The following is a 16,207-nucleotide window of genomic DNA, read 5'->3' on the forward strand; positions in this document are numbered from 1 at the left end:
CCGAACGAGGCGTTGGAGACGCTCTGCGTCAGCAGTGAAAGCATGATCAGCCCCGGCACGATGAAAGCGCCGTAGCTGATGCCTTCGATCTCGTCAATGCGCGAACCGATCGCCGCGCCAAAGACGACGAAATACAGCGAAGTCGAAATCACCGGCGAGACGATGCTCTGCAGCAGCGTGCGACGCGTGCGTGCCATTTCGAAGAGGTAAATCGCGCGCATGGCGTGCCAGTTCATTTCGCGTCCTTCACTAGGCTGACGAAGATGTCTTCAAGCGAACTCTGCGTCGTGTGCAAATCCTTGAAGACGATCGCCGCGTCGGTCAAATCCTTGAGCAGGGCGACGATGCCGGTTCGCTCGCCTTGCGCGTCGAAGGTATAGATCAGCTCGTTGCCATCGCTCGACAGCTCGAGTTGGTAGGCGGCAAGCGCGGGCGGGATGTGCTCCAAGGCAATCTGCAGCTGCAGCGTCATCTGCTTCTTGCCCAGCTTTCGCATCAGCTCGGCCTTCTCGTCCACCAGAATGATCTCGCCCTTGCTGATCACGCCGATGCGGTCGGCCATCTCTTCAGCCTCGTCGATGTAGTGGGTGGTCAGGATGATCGTCACGCCGGTCGCCTGCAGCGATCGCACCAGTTGCCACATGTCGCGCCGCAAATTAACGTCGACGCCGGCCGTCGGCTCGTCGAGGAAGAGAACTTGCGGCTCGTGCGACAGCGCCTTGGCGATCAGCAGGCGACGCTTCATGCCGCCCGAGAGCGTGATGATCTTGCTGTCTTTCTTGTCCCACAAGGATAGATCGCGCAACACCTTTTCGATGTACGCGGGATTTGGCGGCTTGCCGAACAGGCCGCGGCTGAACGACACCGTCGCCCACACCGATTCGAAGGCATCGGTGGTCAGTTCCTGCGGCACCAGCCCGATCATGGCGCGGGCGGCCCGGTAGTCGGCGACGATGTCATGGCCGTCGACCCGTACATTTCCTTCGCTCGCCGTGACGATTCCGCAAATGATGCTGATCAGCGTGGTTTTTCCGGCGCCGTTGGGGCCAAGCAGTGCGAAGATTTCGCCCCGGCGGATGTCCAGGTTGATCTTCTTGAGCGCCTCGAAGCGCGAATCGTAGGTCTTGGAGAGGCCGGATACGGAGATGATTATCTGCATTGGTGCAACGATAGCAGATCGAGCGGACTCGGCAAATTCATCCACCCCCTGACCCGGCCGCAGGCACCGGCAGGTCGCGCAGGCCGAAGCCGCTCAGGAAGCAGTGCCTGACAAGGCGACCTCAAGATGGCGAGAAAATGAGCCTGGCCTCTTTCCCCCTCGCCTTTCCCCTCATCGTCATGGCTTCAGGGTGTTGATGAATTGTTCGGCGCTGACGATGGGGCAGGTGAAACTGCCGGCGAGGCTGAGTAGGTCCCGGTCGCCGGTGATCAGCGCCGTTGCCTTGCCGGCGATAGCCAGCTCCATAAAGGGAATGTCGAAAACATCGCGGCAGGGCGGCGTTTTTGGCGGCGGCTCGGGGATGCGGACGGTCTTGCAGCAAGGCAGGTAGTCGGCCAACAATTCCTGCTGTTCGTCCGCCGTGAGCTTGAACTTGGGATAGGCCAGCACCCGGATCAGCTCGGTTACCGTGACGCGAGAGATGATGGGCCGGATGCGCTGGCTTTGCCAAGCCTGGCGCAACGGCGTGAGACGCCCATTGCCGAATACCAGTGCCGAGAGGACAAGGTTGGTATCGATCACCACCCGTGGCGGCGTGGACGAACGCGCCACCGACGTCATTTCTTGCGTACGGGCTTGGTGACTTGGGCGACTCGGGCGGCCGGTTTCTGCCGCGCCCATTGCACGGCGTCGGCAATATCTTGCTCTCCGATGTCAAGTTCCGCCAGCTTGGCGCGCACGGCGTCGCCGCGCTGGATGCGCACCGGCGTCAGCACGATCTGGCCATTTCGGGCCTCCACCTCGAAATACTCGGGAGAGTCGACGGCCGCCGTAATGCTCTTGGGCAGCGTCAGCTGGTTCTTCGATGTCATCTTGGCGAGCATTTTTGTCACCCTTTACGATAGTAAGGAGGCCTTACTTTACGCGACTGGCCGCAACAGTTCAAGCAGCGGCAGGTAGTCGTGCCCGCCCCCCGGAATCGAGCGCGACCCCTCACGCAGCAAAGGCATCAGACAGCAGCTCTCTCGCGTTGAATCTGCTCGCACTGAACTGTGGCTCCCATGGGCGTAGCGCCTGTGCATTAGCCTTGAAACTGCGAGCGGGACAAACAAAGTCCGTCGGGTCAAACTAGGTCCGTCGAGTGGGTCGACAGATTTCTTGATCTCTGGGGCAGCGGGGGCAACATCTCGGCCTTATGTAACGCTCCACATAAGGCCGACGAGGGGAAAGTGGCCAGGCTCATCTTCTCGCCATTTTGAAGTCGCCTTGTCAGGTAGCGCTCGGACCCCGTCGGCCGGTCGAATTTCCCCTCCTTTGGCTACTGCAAGCACATGGCAGCAGAGACCGTGCGCATGACGTTTACCCTTTAAAAAGGCCCAAAGGTGCCAGAGAGATTAAGCTTTCGAACCGTGGAAAAGGAAATATCTACGCCCCCTATTGAGCTAGGCGTTTGCGGACTTCGCCGCATTGTAAGCGCTCATCGCGGCGCGCCGTCGCTGTTCCGAAAGGGCAAGTAACTCAACGCCTTTTTGCAGTTGCTCGTCTGACATCTCGGCACTGTTGATCTTTTTCCACGCAGCTTCGGTCCATTGGCTGATGTGTCGAAGCGAAAACTCGAAAACCCGTGTTCGATGTCCAATCTTGCGAAACAACTCGATGCTCTCTGGTCCCGGCGGCTGCCCCTTGTCTATCTGCCGAACAATCCAAAGCAAGAGGTCAACAAGCTGGATGCCCGGGCTGTCCCTGCTTGCGCAAGTTATCAAGCGACTTTCCGGAACGAGGCGAAGCTCGACCGGGTCGATCCCTATTGGGAAGACTCCCTTCCCCGGCGCGGCATTGCGGTGGATTTCATGTAATGCACGCTGCGTCGCGTTGAACTGGCTTTGCTGGTCAACCTTGATCAAGCGGACAGGGCGGCGCCACTGCTTAGATTTCGTGTGGATGGCGCGAAGCATGTCCGGAAAAGCAACCGCATTCGGCATATGCCATTTCAGGTGCGCCGGTGACGATGAGTGGTATTCGAGCACTTCCGGATTCTCGATTGCCCAGCTTAGGCCTCCGGAGAGTATCTCCCGGCTGCGCGCGTCTGGAACTGCGGAGAGTCGGTTCTTGATTTCCTTGAGCGTTGCCACAAGGGATGCCCGTGAATTGGTTTCCTTTCGGTCAAGCAAACTACCCCAAAATGCCTTCAGAAGCGCTTCGTCGAGCACACGTGCGAGCTTTAGGAGCAGGACGTTTCGGAACGCCACCATGTTGTATGCCTGCCACGGAACAGCAACATTTTCGCCGGGATCGAATACCGTATCGAAGAGCTTGGTGACAGCGAGGTCGATCTTGTTGACCTTGCTCAGGTCGAAACGGCCATCCGACACCCGCAGAATCTTCTGAATCTCGGGAAGGATAGTCTCTACCTTGTCGGCGCCAAGTTCGTTTCCGTGTAGCGAAGTGCAGCCTAACGAGGCCGCGAGCCTACGCATTCGGTCGCCATAGACGAAATCAAAATCGACTTTGCAGGAAAAAACGCCATAGTAGAAGATCGGCTGCACTGAGTCGAACAGGTTGGAACCGGTATGACCGGTTTCATCGATGTACGCGAACACTGATGCCCCCTTGCTTGATATTTTCTATACCGTCCGTTGCAACTGTAATACGTCTTGGATCACCCCGTGCTTTGCCGACGGATAATGACCGCTTTATCATACAAAGCGAACTTAAGGCGCAGGGTCTGGCAATGGCCGTTGTGGCCGAACTCCGGCCTGGCGCTATTGGGCTGGTCATCGGGCTGAACGGCCGTTGGGTCAGCTCCAAGACCAGCGATTCTTGGCCACGCCCCTTGCGGTCAGTCGATGAATGACCTGCTCGACCGTCAGGCCGCTGATCTGCCGTACATAGTCCTTGGCAAACGATAATGGGCTTTGCCCAAGGCCTACCGCATAACCGGATGCCTGCAGCAATGATGCATCGACATCGTCGAGTGGCCGTGGTACAGATGGGCCGACATGCGACGCCGCCGTGCCGTTGCCCGACTGGCCGGAGGGAATAGGGCCGTCGTACTCTCTTTCCCGTTCCGGGATATACAGCGATGTGCCGAACGGCTCGTTCAGCGCCGAGCGCATCTTCGGGAACAACAGGCCGATCAACCGATCGTAGGTGGCTTCCCGGACATAGGTTTCCAGCTCCTCACGGATGCTATTCACAACGCTCTTGCGCCAAGCAGCGACCTTCTCCTGGTGATCTTCGGTCAATGTCTGCGGGTAGACTTTCAGAGCGATCAGGTAAAGCGTATGCCATTTCTTGGCGCGTTCACGGTCACAGAGAATCGCGTTGATCACGCCCCAGACATCAGTTCGATACTCGATGCCGGCGCTGTCGTGGAACGAGAGAATTCTGGCAATTACTGTCCGCAGCGGATGCTCGTCAAGCAAGGATGCAGGATAACCATGCGCCTCCAATCCGCGAATCGCTTCGGACACATCGGACCGTGCCTGGCGCCAGCCCACGGTATCCGGCAGGCCATCGCCAAACGATACCTGCTCCTGCCAGCGACAACGGAATGCATCGAGGTAGCGTTCTCTCCATTCTACTGCTGGTACATCAAGAATTGCTTGGCGTTGCCGCTCCACCTCGGTCGCCCGCGCTTCTTCCTGCTGCATCAAGACAACCAGATGAACGCGCTCTTCCTCGATGACCGGGTGATGGAGCCACCGCTTGCCGGCAAACTCGTCAAGCACGAGACGGGTAAGTTCGTCGCGCGTAACGGTACCGCCCATGCGGCTGATGTCGATTTCCAGCACTGGCCAGCCGAGTGATGACAATCGCTCGATACGTTCGTCGGTGATCGTGTTGGTCACCGTTACTTCGATGAGCATCGAGTGCGACAAGCCATCTTTCTCGACCCAGGACGCCACTACATCCGGGACGGAGTGGCCCAGATGCACTTCGAGCTCCACCGAGGACAGCCGGAGCTCCACGTCCGGACTCGACCAAGTGCGCTTGTCGGTAAAATCCTTGGCGCGCTGCCATTCGGCTTCCACTTTCAATTCCGGCACTCGGATTCGTCGCTCGCGCTCCAGGATCGCTTTGACTTCACGGTGAAGCAGGGTTTCCCTGCGCTCGGCTGAACTCAGGTCGTAGGGGAGATCGCCGGCATCGAGCCAGTCGAGGGTGTCGATCGCCTTCGCGATGGCCGAAGCCTCTGCCTCGGCGTCCATTTCATCGTCGGCCCAGTGGCGTACCCAGCATCCTTCGTTCCATACCAACTGGAGCCGAGAAAGGATCTCTTTGGGATCCATGTTGGCGACTGCGGGATCATCGGCCTGGATTTCGATGCAGGCCGTCAGGCGGTCTTCATTTACGGAGTCATTGGCGAGCTCGCCGCGACCAACAAGCCGGACATGCAACCACCGGCCGTCGTCGAGCGTCAGGATGGCATTGGTTTCATCCTCGAATGCGCAGTCGGAGATGCGAACCGGTTCGGCCGGTCGTTCTACCCATGCGTCGTGGTAGTTGCCGCTTAGTCCCTCGACTTCCCGAGAACGGCGGCGGCGGGGCAAGACAATCCGTTCTTGCCGGCCGAACATCTCATCTATGGCTCTGCGCGCGGCAATGATGAGGCATTTCTCGCGGGCAGCACCTTTGGGATGACGAAAGTGAGGCCTGTGCTTCCAGGTGATCTTGCCGGCATTGACTGCGGTCAGTGGCAGGTTGCAACTCGGGCATTTGCATTTGCACTTGGCACCGTTATGCGCGGCATCGAGTTCAAGGATGTAGCGAGGGCTATTTGTCTCTAAATCAACCGCCCACGCAAGTACAAGCTCCGAAGAATAGGTACTTATCGGAGATTTGCTAGATGTGACCGATATAGGGTCGCTTGTCATGACGCAAACATTCTATTGGACATGTAAAGGTTTTTCAAAAGTTAGCTCCTATCACTGAATAGGACAGCTTGTTACAGGCACTCATTTTGGGATCAGGTGATCCAACCTGCCAACGGCAGCAAACCGCACGAAACCGGCCTTACGTCTGAGCAACCTCCAAAGGCCGCAGTGGCCGAGGTCTTGCGCCTCCCCTGAATCTCTTTCATGCACGTCGTCGGTCAGGCTAACATCCTCCGACGGATTGTCAGACGCGAGAATGTTGTAGCAGCCCAAGTTTCCATGTCGGGCTACGGCTCGACGGACTTTGTTTGTCTGCATCAACTAATCCTCCACGGCGACTTATCGGTCTCATTTTCTGCCGCCCGCATCGGCAAACTGCTTGTTGGGTTCTGTACTACCGAACAAATGGCAGCGTACCGTATGGGTAGCTGTCACGCGGCTCGTTTCGGGATAACCCTCTCGGCATATGGCGCTCGCCTGCGGACAGCGCGGATGAAAATGGCAGCCGGACGGCGGATTCGCCGGTGACGGCATTTCTCCAGCCAGGCGGATGAATTCCGGCTGCGCGTCAAGCCGTGGGCTGGGAACGGCGGAGAGCAAGGCTTGCGTATAGGGGTGTTGCGGCGAACGCAGCACCTCGTCGACCAGGCCGCGCTCGACGATGCGGCCGAGATACATGACGGCCACCTCATGCGCCAGATAGTCGACCACCGCAAAGTTGTGCGTGATGAACAGGTAGGCCAGCCCGAGGTCGTCCTGCAGTGCCTTGAGCAGATTGAGAATCTGCGCCTGGACCGAGACGTCAAGCGCCGAGGTCGGCTCGTCGCAAACGATCAACTCCGGCTGGACAGCCAGTGCACGCGCAATGGCAACACGTTGCCGCTGGCGGGATCGATGCGGCGTTTGGTGTCGGTGTCGAGCACGGGAATTCCTGAAACGGATTATTCGGGCGGAAACCGCAGCTTCGAAAAGCTGCGCCCGGCCTGGATGGCTCGCCGCTCGATATCCGCCGCGGACTCAAGCCAGCCTTGCTGCTTCAGAAACAGCAGGTAGGCGCGCGTGCTGATCTTGCGGCAGTTGCCCGGCAGCAAAAAGCTGGTGCGGGCGATTTTGTGATCCTCGAACAGGAACACGCCGGTTTGTCGCTGATGGTCGAGCGCGAAGTCGTTCATGGTCTCCTGGATCGCCAGTTCGCCGAGATTGGCGGTGCGCGCGGCGGCGGGGTTTGCCGCCAGCGTTTGCTGGTGTTGCTGGAAGGGGCGGGTGCCGCGCACCGATACCTGGCCTGAGGCGGCCCACTGCGCCAGTTTCTCGCTGGTCGGCGTCTGGTTGCGCGTCACTTCGTGCAGCACCATATCGACCAGCACAATCGGCCAGCCGGGCTTGAGCAACAGGTCGAGCGCATCGGCATAGGCCAGCGTGATGAGCGGCCCGGCGTCGGGCAGCAGCGCAAGGTTCGCGGCCATCGCGAGCGGCTCAACCGGCCAGCGATTTCAGTTGATCGACCATCCCGCGCGTGTCGGCCTCCGGCAATCGCGGCATCGGCAGGTGGGCTTGCGCCATCAACAGGAAGAGGTCTTCCTCGCTGTCGATCCCCAGCGCGCGCATGGCTTGGTCACCCGCAAGCCGCCCCAGCGAAAAGTCGAGCAGTTGCCGGTAATTCTGGTTGCCTGCCGCTTCGGCCGCCTCGAAAGTTTCGACCAGATGGCGAAGCTCTGCGTTGAAGAGCGCGTTGACCGAGGTGTCGGTCTTGGCGGCAATAATTTTGGCGCGCTTGAGCAGATCGCGATCAACCGCGCCGGTGAAATTGACGGTGCTTGCCATTGTCTTGACCTCATGGGATTAACACATAAATAAGTGTATCACGCGATTACGTGTTGTTGAAACCGCACCATTAGTGCTGGGGCACGGCTCTGATGTCATGCGTGGTGAAGTCCGCGTCGGTCGCCACTACTTATTTGGCGCGGCACTACCGAACAAATGGCCGCGCACCGTATGCGTGGCCGTCACGCGACTCGTCTCGGGATAGCCCGCATGGCATACGTCGCTGGCCTGCGGGCAGCGCGGATGAAAATGGCAGCCGGTCGGCGGATTCGCCGGTGACGGCATTTCTCCAGCCAGGCGGATGAATTCCGGCTGCGCGTCAAGCCGTGGGCTGGGAACGGCGGAGAGCAAGGCTTGCGTATAGGGGTGTTGCGGCGAACGCAGCACCTCGTCGACCAGGCCGCGCTCGACGATGCGGCCGAGATACATCACGGCCACCTCATGCGCCAGATAGTCGACCACGGCGAAGTTGTGCGTGATGAACAGGTAGGCCAGCCCGAGGTCGTCCTGAAGCGCCTTGAGCAGATTGAGAATCTGCGCCTGAACCGAGACGTCAAGCGCCGAGGTCGGCTCGTTGCAGACAATCAACTCCGGCTGGACGGCCAGTGCCCGCGCAATGGCAACGCGTTGCCGCCTGACCGCTCATCTTTCGAGTTCTTCTTGAGGACACCCTGCGCCAGAGATTCGCTGGCCTGCAGGGGGATGTTCTTTCACGGTAGCTTCATCGTGCTTCGATGGGAATGACGCCAAGCCATACTGGCGTCCGGGTTCCATCGATCTGGAAAGCGCTGCCACCGCCGGATGGCGGCGTTGCCTCGGTGAAGGCGGTCACCACGACTTGATGGGTGACCAGGATCACCGGTTGGCCATCGACGGGTAGCCTGGCGAGAAACGTTCGCAACGCGTCTAGAGTTCTTTCCCGATCGTCCGGCCGTCCGAAAAAGGAATTCAGCGCCGGCAAGGACTCTACCGGCCCAAGGTCCAGTAAGCGGGCCGTTTCGAGCGCGCGGCACCACTGGCTCGAAAAGACTCTCGCATTGCTCAGGCCGGCCGCCCGCAGACGTGCGCCCAACTTTCGTGCCTGAGCACGGCCGCTGGCATCAAGATTGCGCTGCGTGGAACAATCGCCGATGACGAAATTCGGCGGGTCGCCGAACCCCGGCGCGTGCGCATGCCGCAGCATCAGCACACGGCCCGGCCTGGCAAGTTCGCGGAGCGACAAAGCCGGATCATCCGCCCGCGCCGGAAAGGACCATGACATGGCCACAAGTGAAAGGATCAGCAGTTTGCGCATTCTCCACCTCTCTTCATCTGACAAGCTCGATCGCGCGCAGATCGAGCTTGAACGGACCCATTTGCCGATCGGCGATCACAAGGCCCACTTGCTGTGCCGATGAGAAGTCAAGCGGTGGCAGGTGGCCGATGACGCGTCCTCGCCAGGTTGGGACAAAATCGGCTGCGGCCAGTCTTATCATGGTCCACTCGCCAGCCGGTGGCTGAAAAGCCGCCTGGTAACTGATGCCGTCGAACTTGGCGCCAGTCAGGATGCTGAACTTATAGCGCTTGCCGTCGCCGCGTACGGTGAGCAAATAGGCTGAGCCGCCCACGCTATCGGACGCAGCCACCGGTGAGCGAACCGACGCAAAGCCGCCGTTGTTGGTGAGGGAAAGCGATCCCGAGAAAACTGCATGCCCTTTCGGGTCAAAAGCCATTCTGCTGGCCGAGACGCCACCCATCACGCGATCGTCGATGGCGTACCAGGCGGCGACGCCATTTGGGGTATCGAATCGGCAAATTGGAGTCTTCATGCTTGCTGCCCTGGCCTATCCAAAGCACGCAGCCATTCGCCTAAGCCAGCTACGGCCCGGAACGACGCACGGCGACTGTCGGACGGCAGGCCTGACCACCGGGTATCTCGCTGCCGGCTCATGGCGGCGCCTGCGTCGACGCGTAAGGCAGAAACAGGGCGCGAACGTCCACCCGCGCCTTTAGCTTCGCCGCCAGCAGATAAAGACCGCCTGCCTTGCGGTGCAAGAACAGGGCATCCGCCGGTGGCGTATGCCAGGAATCCCTTTCGGTGCTCAATGCCATACCGGCGTCGCGGATTCGCGCTGGCAGATCCGAAGTCCCGAAATCGTAGGCACCGGCGTAGCGCAATGGTTCGCAGGCGCGCTGGAAGACATCAAGGACGAGTTGCCGCTGCCGCTCCCCGATGTCCGCCCGAAAGTAGCCGATGGCGCTGGCGGCCATGCTCATTCCCTGCCGGTTTCCGACGACGGCACTCGCCATTAGCTGGCGATAGGCGTCGACGACGGCTGCCGGGTAGGGGCGGGTGGCGCCGAAGTCGAGCAGAATCAGTTGGCGGCTGGCTTTGTCGTAGCGGTAGTTGGCAAAGTTGGGGTCGGTCTGGATCAATCGGAATTCGAAGATCTCCCGGAAGAGCAGCCTGAACAGCAGTCCTGCCACACGATCTCGCTCTGCTTGCGGAGCATGCAGCAAGGATTCGACCGGCTCGCCACCCATGCAGGACATCGCCAGTACGCTTTCCGTCGTCAGGTCGGCGTCCACCTCGGGCAGCATGAACTCAGGCGCGTCGGCAAGCAGTCCGGCGTAGCGGCTGAGCCAGGCGCCCTCACCGAGATAATTCGCTTCGGCGTGCAACTGTCGTTTCGATTCCCGCAGCAGCGGTCCGACATCCAGTCCTCCGGGGAGCAGTCCGGCGACACGCAGCAGGGTAGCGACATTATCGACGTCGCTGTCGATACTCTGGCGGACACCGGGGTACTGGACTTTTATGGCCAGGCGCCGCCCGTCCTTCGTCTGCGCCAGATGGACCTGGCCGACCGACGCTGCCGCCACCGGCGTGAAGGAGAACTGCCGGAAATGGCGGTCCCAGCCATGCCCCCAGTTGGCGTCGAGCACACTCACCAGCTGGCTCATTGGCATGGCTTTGGCGTCGGCGCGCAAGCGCGCCAGGATAGAGCCAAACTCCGGCGGCAACAGATCGCCTGCATCCATGGACAACAATTGCCCGAACTTCATCGCGGCACCGCGCAGGCGGGCAAGCTGATCGGCAACACGGCAGGCGTTCTCCGGCGTCAGCAGCAAGTCGCCAATTCGCGGACGCTTGCCTTGGGCCAACTGTCGCGTGCCTTCTACCAGCATACTACCGGCAACGCCGCTGGCCAGAACACCCAGCCGGGCAATTCTGGACCAGCGTCCGCCGGGAACGGCTGAGGTGCTTGCGTCGCGTTCGATTCGCTCATCGTCGAGCATGCGGCCTCGGTTTCCATCTGATCGGACCGTAGCGCGGAACATTTGGCGAGCAATTCTTCAGCACGACGCCGGCTGGCGGCAATCGGGACAATCGGGGATTTCCGAATCCTCGACGCGATAGGCGTCCGCCACATAAGCGGGACCTTTCATTACCGTGACGATGAATGCAGCAATTGCTACCGTGAGCACCGCCGTCCAGTGCAGGACCACGATACTGAGCGCAGCAATGTCGACCATCTGGAGGCCAGTCGAGGCTCCCACTGCATCCCCTTCGCCGAGAAGAATCCTCGCCGCAAGCGAGGGCAAGGCTAGAAGCAGCGTGCCGAAAACGAGCACGCAGGGCAACCAACGGAGCACGTCGCGCTCCCGTCCGGCGGGCGTTTGCACGAATCCTGGAAGTCTGTTAAAGGCGTTCATCGTTGCTCCTTTGCTCGATGGGTTCCGATCGATTACCAGGTTTCAGCGATAGCTGCTGCCGTCAGGCAAAGACAGGCCACGGTAGTCAGCCGGAAGCGCAGTGGCAGGTACCAGGTCGGCAAGTGGCTGGCGGCGACCAGAAGTCTATCCTGCCAATAGTGGGTAAGAAACCCGGTCACCAGGAGGATACTCGTCAGCATCGGCGATAACAGAAATGCCGCCCAGGCCAGCAGCGCCGGGACAACACTCCACACGAAGCACTGCGTCCGCCGACTGGCGCTCAGATCCGTCAAAGTCATGGCGAATCCCCAATGCAGCGCACCGACAAAGGTCAGGATCACCGCACCGTAGGCAAACAGCGCATTGCTCCAGATCCTTGCGTGGTGCGGGTCGACAAGGCTGGCGGGGGCCAGGACGAGAAACGGTAACAGTCCTCCGTAACCGAGCAGGGCGACGCTGCGTGGAATGGGATTGGGCAGGGACTGGTTCATCGCGTCCTACCTGACCAACGGTCGAATGGTTGAAAAGCCGGCATCCATCGACCAAACCTGGCCGGTCACCCGGGCCGCCTTGTCCGAGAGCAGCCAGACCATTAGTTCGGCCAGTTCGTCGGGGGAGCCAATGCCCGGCAGGGGGTACTGGCGAGCCGCGGCCTCGCGCCCCATGGTGGTGCCGAGAATGGCGGTCGAGGCCGGCGTGTCCATGATGCCGGGGGCGACCGCGTTGATTCGGATGCCATTGCTCGCATAGGTCGCCGCCGCACTGCGTACCAGTCCTTCGACACCGGCTTTCGCTGCCGCTACCGCTTCGTGATTGGGAGTACCGATCCGCGCTGCAGCCGACGAGATCAGCACCGCCGATCCGGGGCACTTGGCGTCGCGCAGGGCGCCGACGAAAGCCGCCAGTGTATGGAAGGCGCTGACCAGATTGGCGTTGAGGCAGGCCACGAAGTCGGCCTCGGACATCCTGTGCAATGCGCCCAGGCGAATGTTCCCGACGCAGTGCACGAAGGCCGTGGGCAGCAACTGGTGCGCTTTGGCGACCTCAAAAATGTGGCGCGATCCGGCAACGCTGGAGCAGTCAGCGACCACCTGTACGTCGCTGTTCCCGTAGCTGTGGGCCAAGCGTTCACCCTCCCGGCTGGTCACGAGCAGTCGCCAGCCTGCCTCGGCCAGCTTGGCCGCCACCGATTGACCCAAACCGCCTGCTGCTCCAGTAACCAAGGCTACTCTTTCCATGGCCTCTCTTCTCCGGTTCACCTGCTCTCAAGGAAGAAGCTCCCCCTGGGCGTCAAAGAAATCCTCTGATTGACCGCTGGGAAGTTCTTGTTGTCCTAGACAACACTAAAAACATCAACAACTCTGTCCGTGTTTTGGGCTACAATACGCTCTAATCTACAGTTTGTCTAGGACAATCATGAGAAAAGCCATGAAATCATCTTGCCCACCCGGAGCCGAATTACAGGCCTTCGGTTCGCAGGCTGCTCGCCGCCTGAACCCGAAGAAGCTACTGCTCAGCAAGTGGACGGCGGCTTCCCCGGATGGCAAGGAAAAGCACCGGGCTTGGCATTGCGACGCTGGCGATCCTGCTCAGTGGATGTGCATCGGCTGCGCCGAAGCCCCACGCCAGCGATGCTTCCGACAGCCTCTCCCCCCTGGCCTGTGCGCGTACCAGCAACTGCGTCAACTCGCTGGGCACCGGCAGCCTGTTGCCGTTGCGATACACAGGCACACCCGCGCAGGCCATGTCAATGTTGCACGCCACGCTGAAAACCTTCCCCGAGGCAAGAGTGGTGCGCAGCGAAGATCTTGCGCTGGAAGTGATCTTCACCACGCCGGTTGGATTCAGAGACCAGGTCGATTTCAGAATCGACGCGCAGAGGCAGCGCATCGAGTTTCGATCACGGTCGTTGTTCGGTTTTTTCGACTGGGGCAAAAACCGCTCCCGAATGCGGGAATTCACAACTCGCTTCGAGCAGCAGAGTCAGCCTTGATGGCGCTGTATTCGAAACAGGCGTCGAACCCGGCTTTCTTTACGGAATGGGCGATATGAGCACGGACGTCGAGATACAGAGGATTCTCAGTGAGCTTTTTCATTCGCAACGTTTCGCGGTTCTGGCGACCGACGACCACGGCCAGCCTTTCACCAGCCTGATGGCGTTTGTGGCCTCCGCCGACCTGCAGCAGCTGGTCGTTCTGACTGACAGGACGACGTGCAAGTTCGCCAACCTTGTGGCCAATCGTCGGGTCGCCCTGCTGATCGACAACCGCGAGAACAAAGGCTCTGATACCAGGGATTCCGTGGCGGTAACCGCCATCGGAAAGGCACAGGAAGTGGGTTCTGGTGAACGCGCTACCCTGCTCGAGTTGTTCCTCACCTGCCACCCCTATCTGGCCGAATTTGCTGTCTCGCCGACTTGCGCCGTTGTCAAGGTGAAGATCGATTCGTACCTCCTTGTTTCCAGTTTTCAGAAGGTTCTCGAATGGCGCACCGGAGACTGACACCGTCAGTCGACTCGCGGCAGGGTCGAAACTTCGGGGCAAAGCAACGGTCGATTGGAGTCGTCATACCACCTTTGTTGGCAGTGAGGTCCCGCCATGAAATCTCTCAAGCTTCACGTGCCAGCTGTCCCAACTGACAACGTGATATTCGCATCCGCCAGGCCCTTGATCAGACTCACGGCCGCCACCGGTACAGCGCTGGTCTTACTCTTCCTGGCGTCGCCTCGCCTCGCGGCCGACGTGGTAGAGGCGCCGGTGGTCGTGCCCGCCGTTAACGCGATGACGGACAGTACAGTTGAAGCTGGCACTGCGAGGATCGTTACCCATGATTTCGACTGATCGATACGGCGCGCAACCGCGCCGTTCCGGTTCGCTTGTATCTTCCAGCCCAGGCGGCGCCTGCGCAGACACTGCCTCTGGTGGTTTTCTCGCACGGCATGGGCGGATCGCGACGGGGCTACAGCTACCTTGGTGCCTACTGGGCCAGTCACGGCTATGCCAGTCTGCACCTGCAGCATGTCGGCAGCGACCGTTCCCTGTGGCGCGGTAACATCTTCGGCCTTGTCGGGCGTCTGCAGGGGGCGGCCCAGGAAGAGGAGGCGATCGCTCGCGTCGGCGACCTGCGCTTTGCGCTTGATCAGATTCTCGCCGATCAGGAACTTGGCTCAAGGATCGACGCCGGGCGCATAGTTGCCGCCGGCCATTCCTACGGCGCCAATACCGTTATGCTGGCCCTCGGTGCGCGCATCATGCGCCAGGATCGCATCATCGACCTTTTCGAGCCGCGTCTCAGCGCGGCCGTTCTGCTTTCGGCACCGCCCTTCTACGGCGAAAGCAACATGGCTGGAATTCTCTCCAATATCAGGGTGCCGACACTGCACATTACGGCGACTGAAGACATCATCCGCATTCCGGGGTACTACTCGGGGGTCGAGGACAGGATCGCTGTTTTCGACGCCATGCCTGGCGCCCGCAAGGTTCTTGCGGTATTCGAGGGCGGATCCCACAGCATGTTCACCGATCGCAATGGCACCGGCGGCGCCGAGCTCAATTCGCTGGTGAAGGCAGCGACAAAGGAACTTTCGATCGCTTTCTTCGAGAGCACGTTTGGCAGTAGCGATGCGGCGCTGCACAGCTGGCCTGCACGCCACAACACGATTCTCGCCAAGTTCATCACCCCGGGCTACTCGGACATCCATCGACGTGCTAACCCATCGTACTGACTGGATGCCATGCGACTTTCTTTGTTTGCTTTTGCCCTGTTGGCGGTGCCTATCGTGACCCGCTCTGCCGAAGAGCCGGACCATGAAGTCCTGCGCAAGCTCGACAACAACATCGAGATTCGACAGTACGTGCCCTATGTGGTCGCCGAAGTGCTTGTGGAGGGTAGTGCAGATACGGCCGGTAATGATGCCTTTCCGATTCTCGCAGGCTATATCTTCGGAAAAAACAAGGGTGCGCGGAGTTTCTCGATGACTGCTCCAGTAACGCAGAGCGCTACACCCGTGAAGCTGGAGATGACGGCACCGGTGACCCAGACGGCGATCGCCGGCGGCTGGATCGTGCAGTTCGTGCTGCCCAAGGGAGTGACGCTGGCCTCGGCGCCTGAGCCGAATGATTCGAGGGTCAAGCTTCGCGAGGTGAAGGCTAGCCATATTGCGGCGATACGCTACTCGGGATTCTGGTCCGCCGGTAACTACGCAGAGCACCTGGACAAGCTGAAGGCAACACTCACCTCTGAAGGGCTTGCCTGGTCAGGAGAACCGGTTTTTGCCCGTTACAACCCACCATTCACACCGTGGTTCTTGCGGCGCAATGAAATCTGGCTTTCACTGTCTTCAGAGCCGCTTGAGCAAAATGAGTGAGTTTGCACAGGGAGGCAAAGTCTTCCCGTTGGGTTTTGCAATGTCAGGGAAGGTGGCCATTTTCGACAAGCCGCCGTTCCTGCTTACGGCCATTAATTTAGGACTTGCGACGGCCGAATGGGTCCAAGCGAATAGGTGCAGTCGCTGACCTAGCAAGCCTTGTGAGACCGCTGTGGCCGAGGTCTCGCCCTCTGCCCGAATCTCTTTCTTGAACGCCTTCGGTCAGGCTATTGATTCGGCACAATGAAGAATGAACTTTCTGATTATGCTGATGTCGAATTGGGATGG

General features: G+C 60.0%; 19 protein-coding genes and 1 pseudogene. 4 read left to right on the forward strand and 16 right to left on the reverse strand.

What is annotated here, in order from left to right; translation table 11 throughout:
* The 16 genes and pseudogenes from PROAA_RS06015 to PROAA_RS06090 all read right to left on the reverse strand — a co-directional run.
* Positions 1–236 (reverse strand): annotated as a pseudogene (locus tag PROAA_RS06015) (ABC transporter permease); the annotation flags it as partial.
* Positions 233–1,159, reverse strand: coding sequence for an ABC transporter ATP-binding protein (locus PROAA_RS06020; protein ID WP_186410475.1), 927 nt, complete (start codon positions 1,157–1,159; stop codon positions 233–235). The gene PROAA_RS06020 and the pseudogene PROAA_RS06015, both read right to left, overlap by 4 nt.
* A gap of 177 nt (positions 1,160–1,336) precedes the next feature.
* Positions 1,337–1,771, reverse strand: coding sequence for a putative toxin-antitoxin system toxin component, PIN family (locus tag PROAA_RS06025; protein WP_245664185.1), 435 nt, complete (start codon positions 1,769–1,771; stop codon positions 1,337–1,339).
* Positions 1,772–1,776: 5 nt separating this feature from the next.
* Positions 1,777–2,043: an AbrB/MazE/SpoVT family DNA-binding domain-containing protein gene (locus PROAA_RS06030; RefSeq protein WP_186410477.1), complete on the reverse strand. Its 267-nt coding sequence runs from the start codon at positions 2,041–2,043 to the stop codon at positions 1,777–1,779.
* 558 nt (positions 2,044–2,601) lie between these two features.
* Positions 2,602–3,759 (reverse strand): DUF3800 domain-containing protein, encoded by a 1,158-nt coding sequence (locus tag PROAA_RS06035; RefSeq protein ID WP_186410478.1) that lies wholly within the window; start codon positions 3,757–3,759, stop codon positions 2,602–2,604.
* Positions 3,760–3,957: 198 nt separating this feature from the next.
* Positions 3,958–5,712, reverse strand: coding sequence for a hypothetical protein (locus PROAA_RS06040; protein ID WP_186410479.1), 1,755 nt, complete (start codon positions 5,710–5,712; stop codon positions 3,958–3,960).
* A 672-nt stretch (positions 5,713–6,384) separates the two neighbouring features.
* Positions 6,385–6,873: an oligopeptide/dipeptide ABC transporter ATP-binding protein gene (locus tag PROAA_RS06045; protein WP_425393999.1), complete on the reverse strand. Its 489-nt coding sequence runs from the start codon at positions 6,871–6,873 to the stop codon at positions 6,385–6,387.
* A 104-nt stretch (positions 6,874–6,977) separates the two neighbouring features.
* The gene (locus PROAA_RS06050) at positions 6,978–7,502 is read right to left on the reverse strand and encodes a hypothetical protein (protein WP_186410480.1); all 525 of its coding nucleotides are present in this window, start codon (positions 7,500–7,502) and stop codon (positions 6,978–6,980) included.
* A gap of 10 nt (positions 7,503–7,512) precedes the next feature.
* Positions 7,513–7,860: a hypothetical protein gene (locus PROAA_RS06055; RefSeq protein WP_186410481.1), complete on the reverse strand. Its 348-nt coding sequence runs from the start codon at positions 7,858–7,860 to the stop codon at positions 7,513–7,515.
* 126 nt (positions 7,861–7,986) lie between these two features.
* Positions 7,987–8,448, reverse strand: a complete 462-nt coding sequence (locus PROAA_RS06060) for an oligopeptide/dipeptide ABC transporter ATP-binding protein (RefSeq protein WP_425394000.1) — start codon at positions 8,446–8,448, stop codon at positions 7,987–7,989.
* Between the two features lie 133 nt (positions 8,449–8,581).
* On the reverse strand, positions 8,582–9,154 hold the full coding sequence (locus PROAA_RS06065) for a histidine phosphatase family protein (RefSeq protein ID WP_186410482.1): 573 nt from the start codon (positions 9,152–9,154) through the stop codon (positions 8,582–8,584).
* A 13-nt stretch (positions 9,155–9,167) separates the two neighbouring features.
* On the reverse strand, positions 9,168–9,668 hold the full coding sequence (locus PROAA_RS06070) for a CIA30 family protein (RefSeq protein WP_186410483.1): 501 nt from the start codon (positions 9,666–9,668) through the stop codon (positions 9,168–9,170).
* A gap of 118 nt (positions 9,669–9,786) precedes the next feature.
* A complete protein-coding gene (locus tag PROAA_RS06075; protein WP_186410484.1) occupies positions 9,787–11,136 on the reverse strand; it encodes an ABC1 kinase family protein in 1,350 nt (449 codons plus the stop codon).
* Between the two features lie 57 nt (positions 11,137–11,193).
* Positions 11,194–11,553 (reverse strand): hypothetical protein, encoded by a 360-nt coding sequence (locus PROAA_RS06080; protein WP_186410485.1) that lies wholly within the window; start codon positions 11,551–11,553, stop codon positions 11,194–11,196.
* A gap of 32 nt (positions 11,554–11,585) precedes the next feature.
* A complete protein-coding gene (locus PROAA_RS06085) occupies positions 11,586–12,044 on the reverse strand; it encodes a DUF3429 domain-containing protein (RefSeq protein ID WP_186410486.1) in 459 nt (152 codons plus the stop codon).
* A 6-nt stretch (positions 12,045–12,050) separates the two neighbouring features.
* On the reverse strand, positions 12,051–12,791 hold the full coding sequence (locus PROAA_RS06090; RefSeq protein ID WP_186410487.1) for an SDR family NAD(P)-dependent oxidoreductase: 741 nt from the start codon (positions 12,789–12,791) through the stop codon (positions 12,051–12,053).
* 302 nt (positions 12,792–13,093) lie between these two features.
* Here PROAA_RS06090 and PROAA_RS06095 point away from each other — a divergent pair, with 302 nt between their 5' ends.
* The 4 genes from PROAA_RS06095 to PROAA_RS06110 all read left to right on the forward strand — a co-directional run bounded on the left by PROAA_RS06095 (position 13,094) and on the right by PROAA_RS06110 (position 15,919).
* Positions 13,094–13,546: a DUF1499 domain-containing protein gene (locus PROAA_RS06095; protein WP_186410488.1), complete on the forward strand. Its 453-nt coding sequence runs from the start codon at positions 13,094–13,096 to the stop codon at positions 13,544–13,546.
* 55 nt (positions 13,547–13,601) lie between these two features.
* A complete protein-coding gene (locus PROAA_RS06100; protein WP_186410489.1) occupies positions 13,602–14,054 on the forward strand; it encodes a pyridoxamine 5'-phosphate oxidase family protein in 453 nt (150 codons plus the stop codon).
* A 374-nt stretch (positions 14,055–14,428) separates the two neighbouring features.
* Complete coding sequence (locus tag PROAA_RS06105; protein ID WP_222102131.1) at positions 14,429–15,277, forward strand: alpha/beta hydrolase family protein; 849 nt, start codon at positions 14,429–14,431, stop codon at positions 15,275–15,277.
* A gap of 9 nt (positions 15,278–15,286) precedes the next feature.
* A complete protein-coding gene (locus tag PROAA_RS06110; protein WP_186410490.1) occupies positions 15,287–15,919 on the forward strand; it encodes an SOUL family heme-binding protein in 633 nt (210 codons plus the stop codon).
* The last annotated feature ends 288 nt before the right edge of the window (positions 15,920–16,207 follow it).

This window comes from Candidatus Propionivibrio aalborgensis (assembly GCF_900089945.1).
GTDB classification, from domain to species: domain Bacteria; phylum Pseudomonadota; class Gammaproteobacteria; order Burkholderiales; family Rhodocyclaceae; genus Propionivibrio; species Propionivibrio aalborgensis.

Excerpts from the sequence above, each read along its gene's own strand:
- PROAA_RS06020 (WP_186410475.1), bottom strand. The coding sequence starts at position 1,159 with ATGCAGATAATCATCTCCGTATCCGGCCTCTCCAAGACCTACGATTCG.
- PROAA_RS06030 (WP_186410477.1), bottom strand. The coding sequence starts at position 2,043 with ATGCTCGCCAAGATGACATCGAAGAACCAGCTGACGCTGCCCAAGAGC.
- PROAA_RS06050 (WP_186410480.1), bottom strand. The coding sequence starts at position 7,502 with ATGGCCGCGAACCTTGCGCTGCTGCCCGACGCCGGGCCGCTCATCACG.
- PROAA_RS06055 (WP_186410481.1), bottom strand. The coding sequence starts at position 7,860 with ATGGCAAGCACCGTCAATTTCACCGGCGCGGTTGATCGCGATCTGCTC.
- PROAA_RS06065 (WP_186410482.1), bottom strand. The coding sequence starts at position 9,154 with ATGCGCAAACTGCTGATCCTTTCACTTGTGGCCATGTCATGGTCCTTT.
- PROAA_RS06070 (WP_186410483.1), bottom strand. The coding sequence starts at position 9,668 with ATGAAGACTCCAATTTGCCGATTCGATACCCCAAATGGCGTCGCCGCC.
- PROAA_RS06075 (WP_186410484.1), bottom strand. The coding sequence starts at position 11,136 with ATGCTCGACGATGAGCGAATCGAACGCGACGCAAGCACCTCAGCCGTT.
- PROAA_RS06080 (WP_186410485.1), bottom strand. The coding sequence starts at position 11,553 with ATGAACGCCTTTAACAGACTTCCAGGATTCGTGCAAACGCCCGCCGGA.
- PROAA_RS06085 (WP_186410486.1), bottom strand. The coding sequence starts at position 12,044 with ATGAACCAGTCCCTGCCCAATCCCATTCCACGCAGCGTCGCCCTGCTC.
- PROAA_RS06090 (WP_186410487.1), bottom strand. The coding sequence starts at position 12,791 with ATGGAAAGAGTAGCCTTGGTTACTGGAGCAGCAGGCGGTTTGGGTCAA.
- PROAA_RS06095 (WP_186410488.1), top strand. The coding sequence starts at position 13,094 with ATGGCAAGGAAAAGCACCGGGCTTGGCATTGCGACGCTGGCGATCCTG.
- PROAA_RS06100 (WP_186410489.1), top strand. The coding sequence starts at position 13,602 with ATGAGCACGGACGTCGAGATACAGAGGATTCTCAGTGAGCTTTTTCAT.
- PROAA_RS06110 (WP_186410490.1), top strand. The coding sequence starts at position 15,287 with ATGCGACTTTCTTTGTTTGCTTTTGCCCTGTTGGCGGTGCCTATCGTG.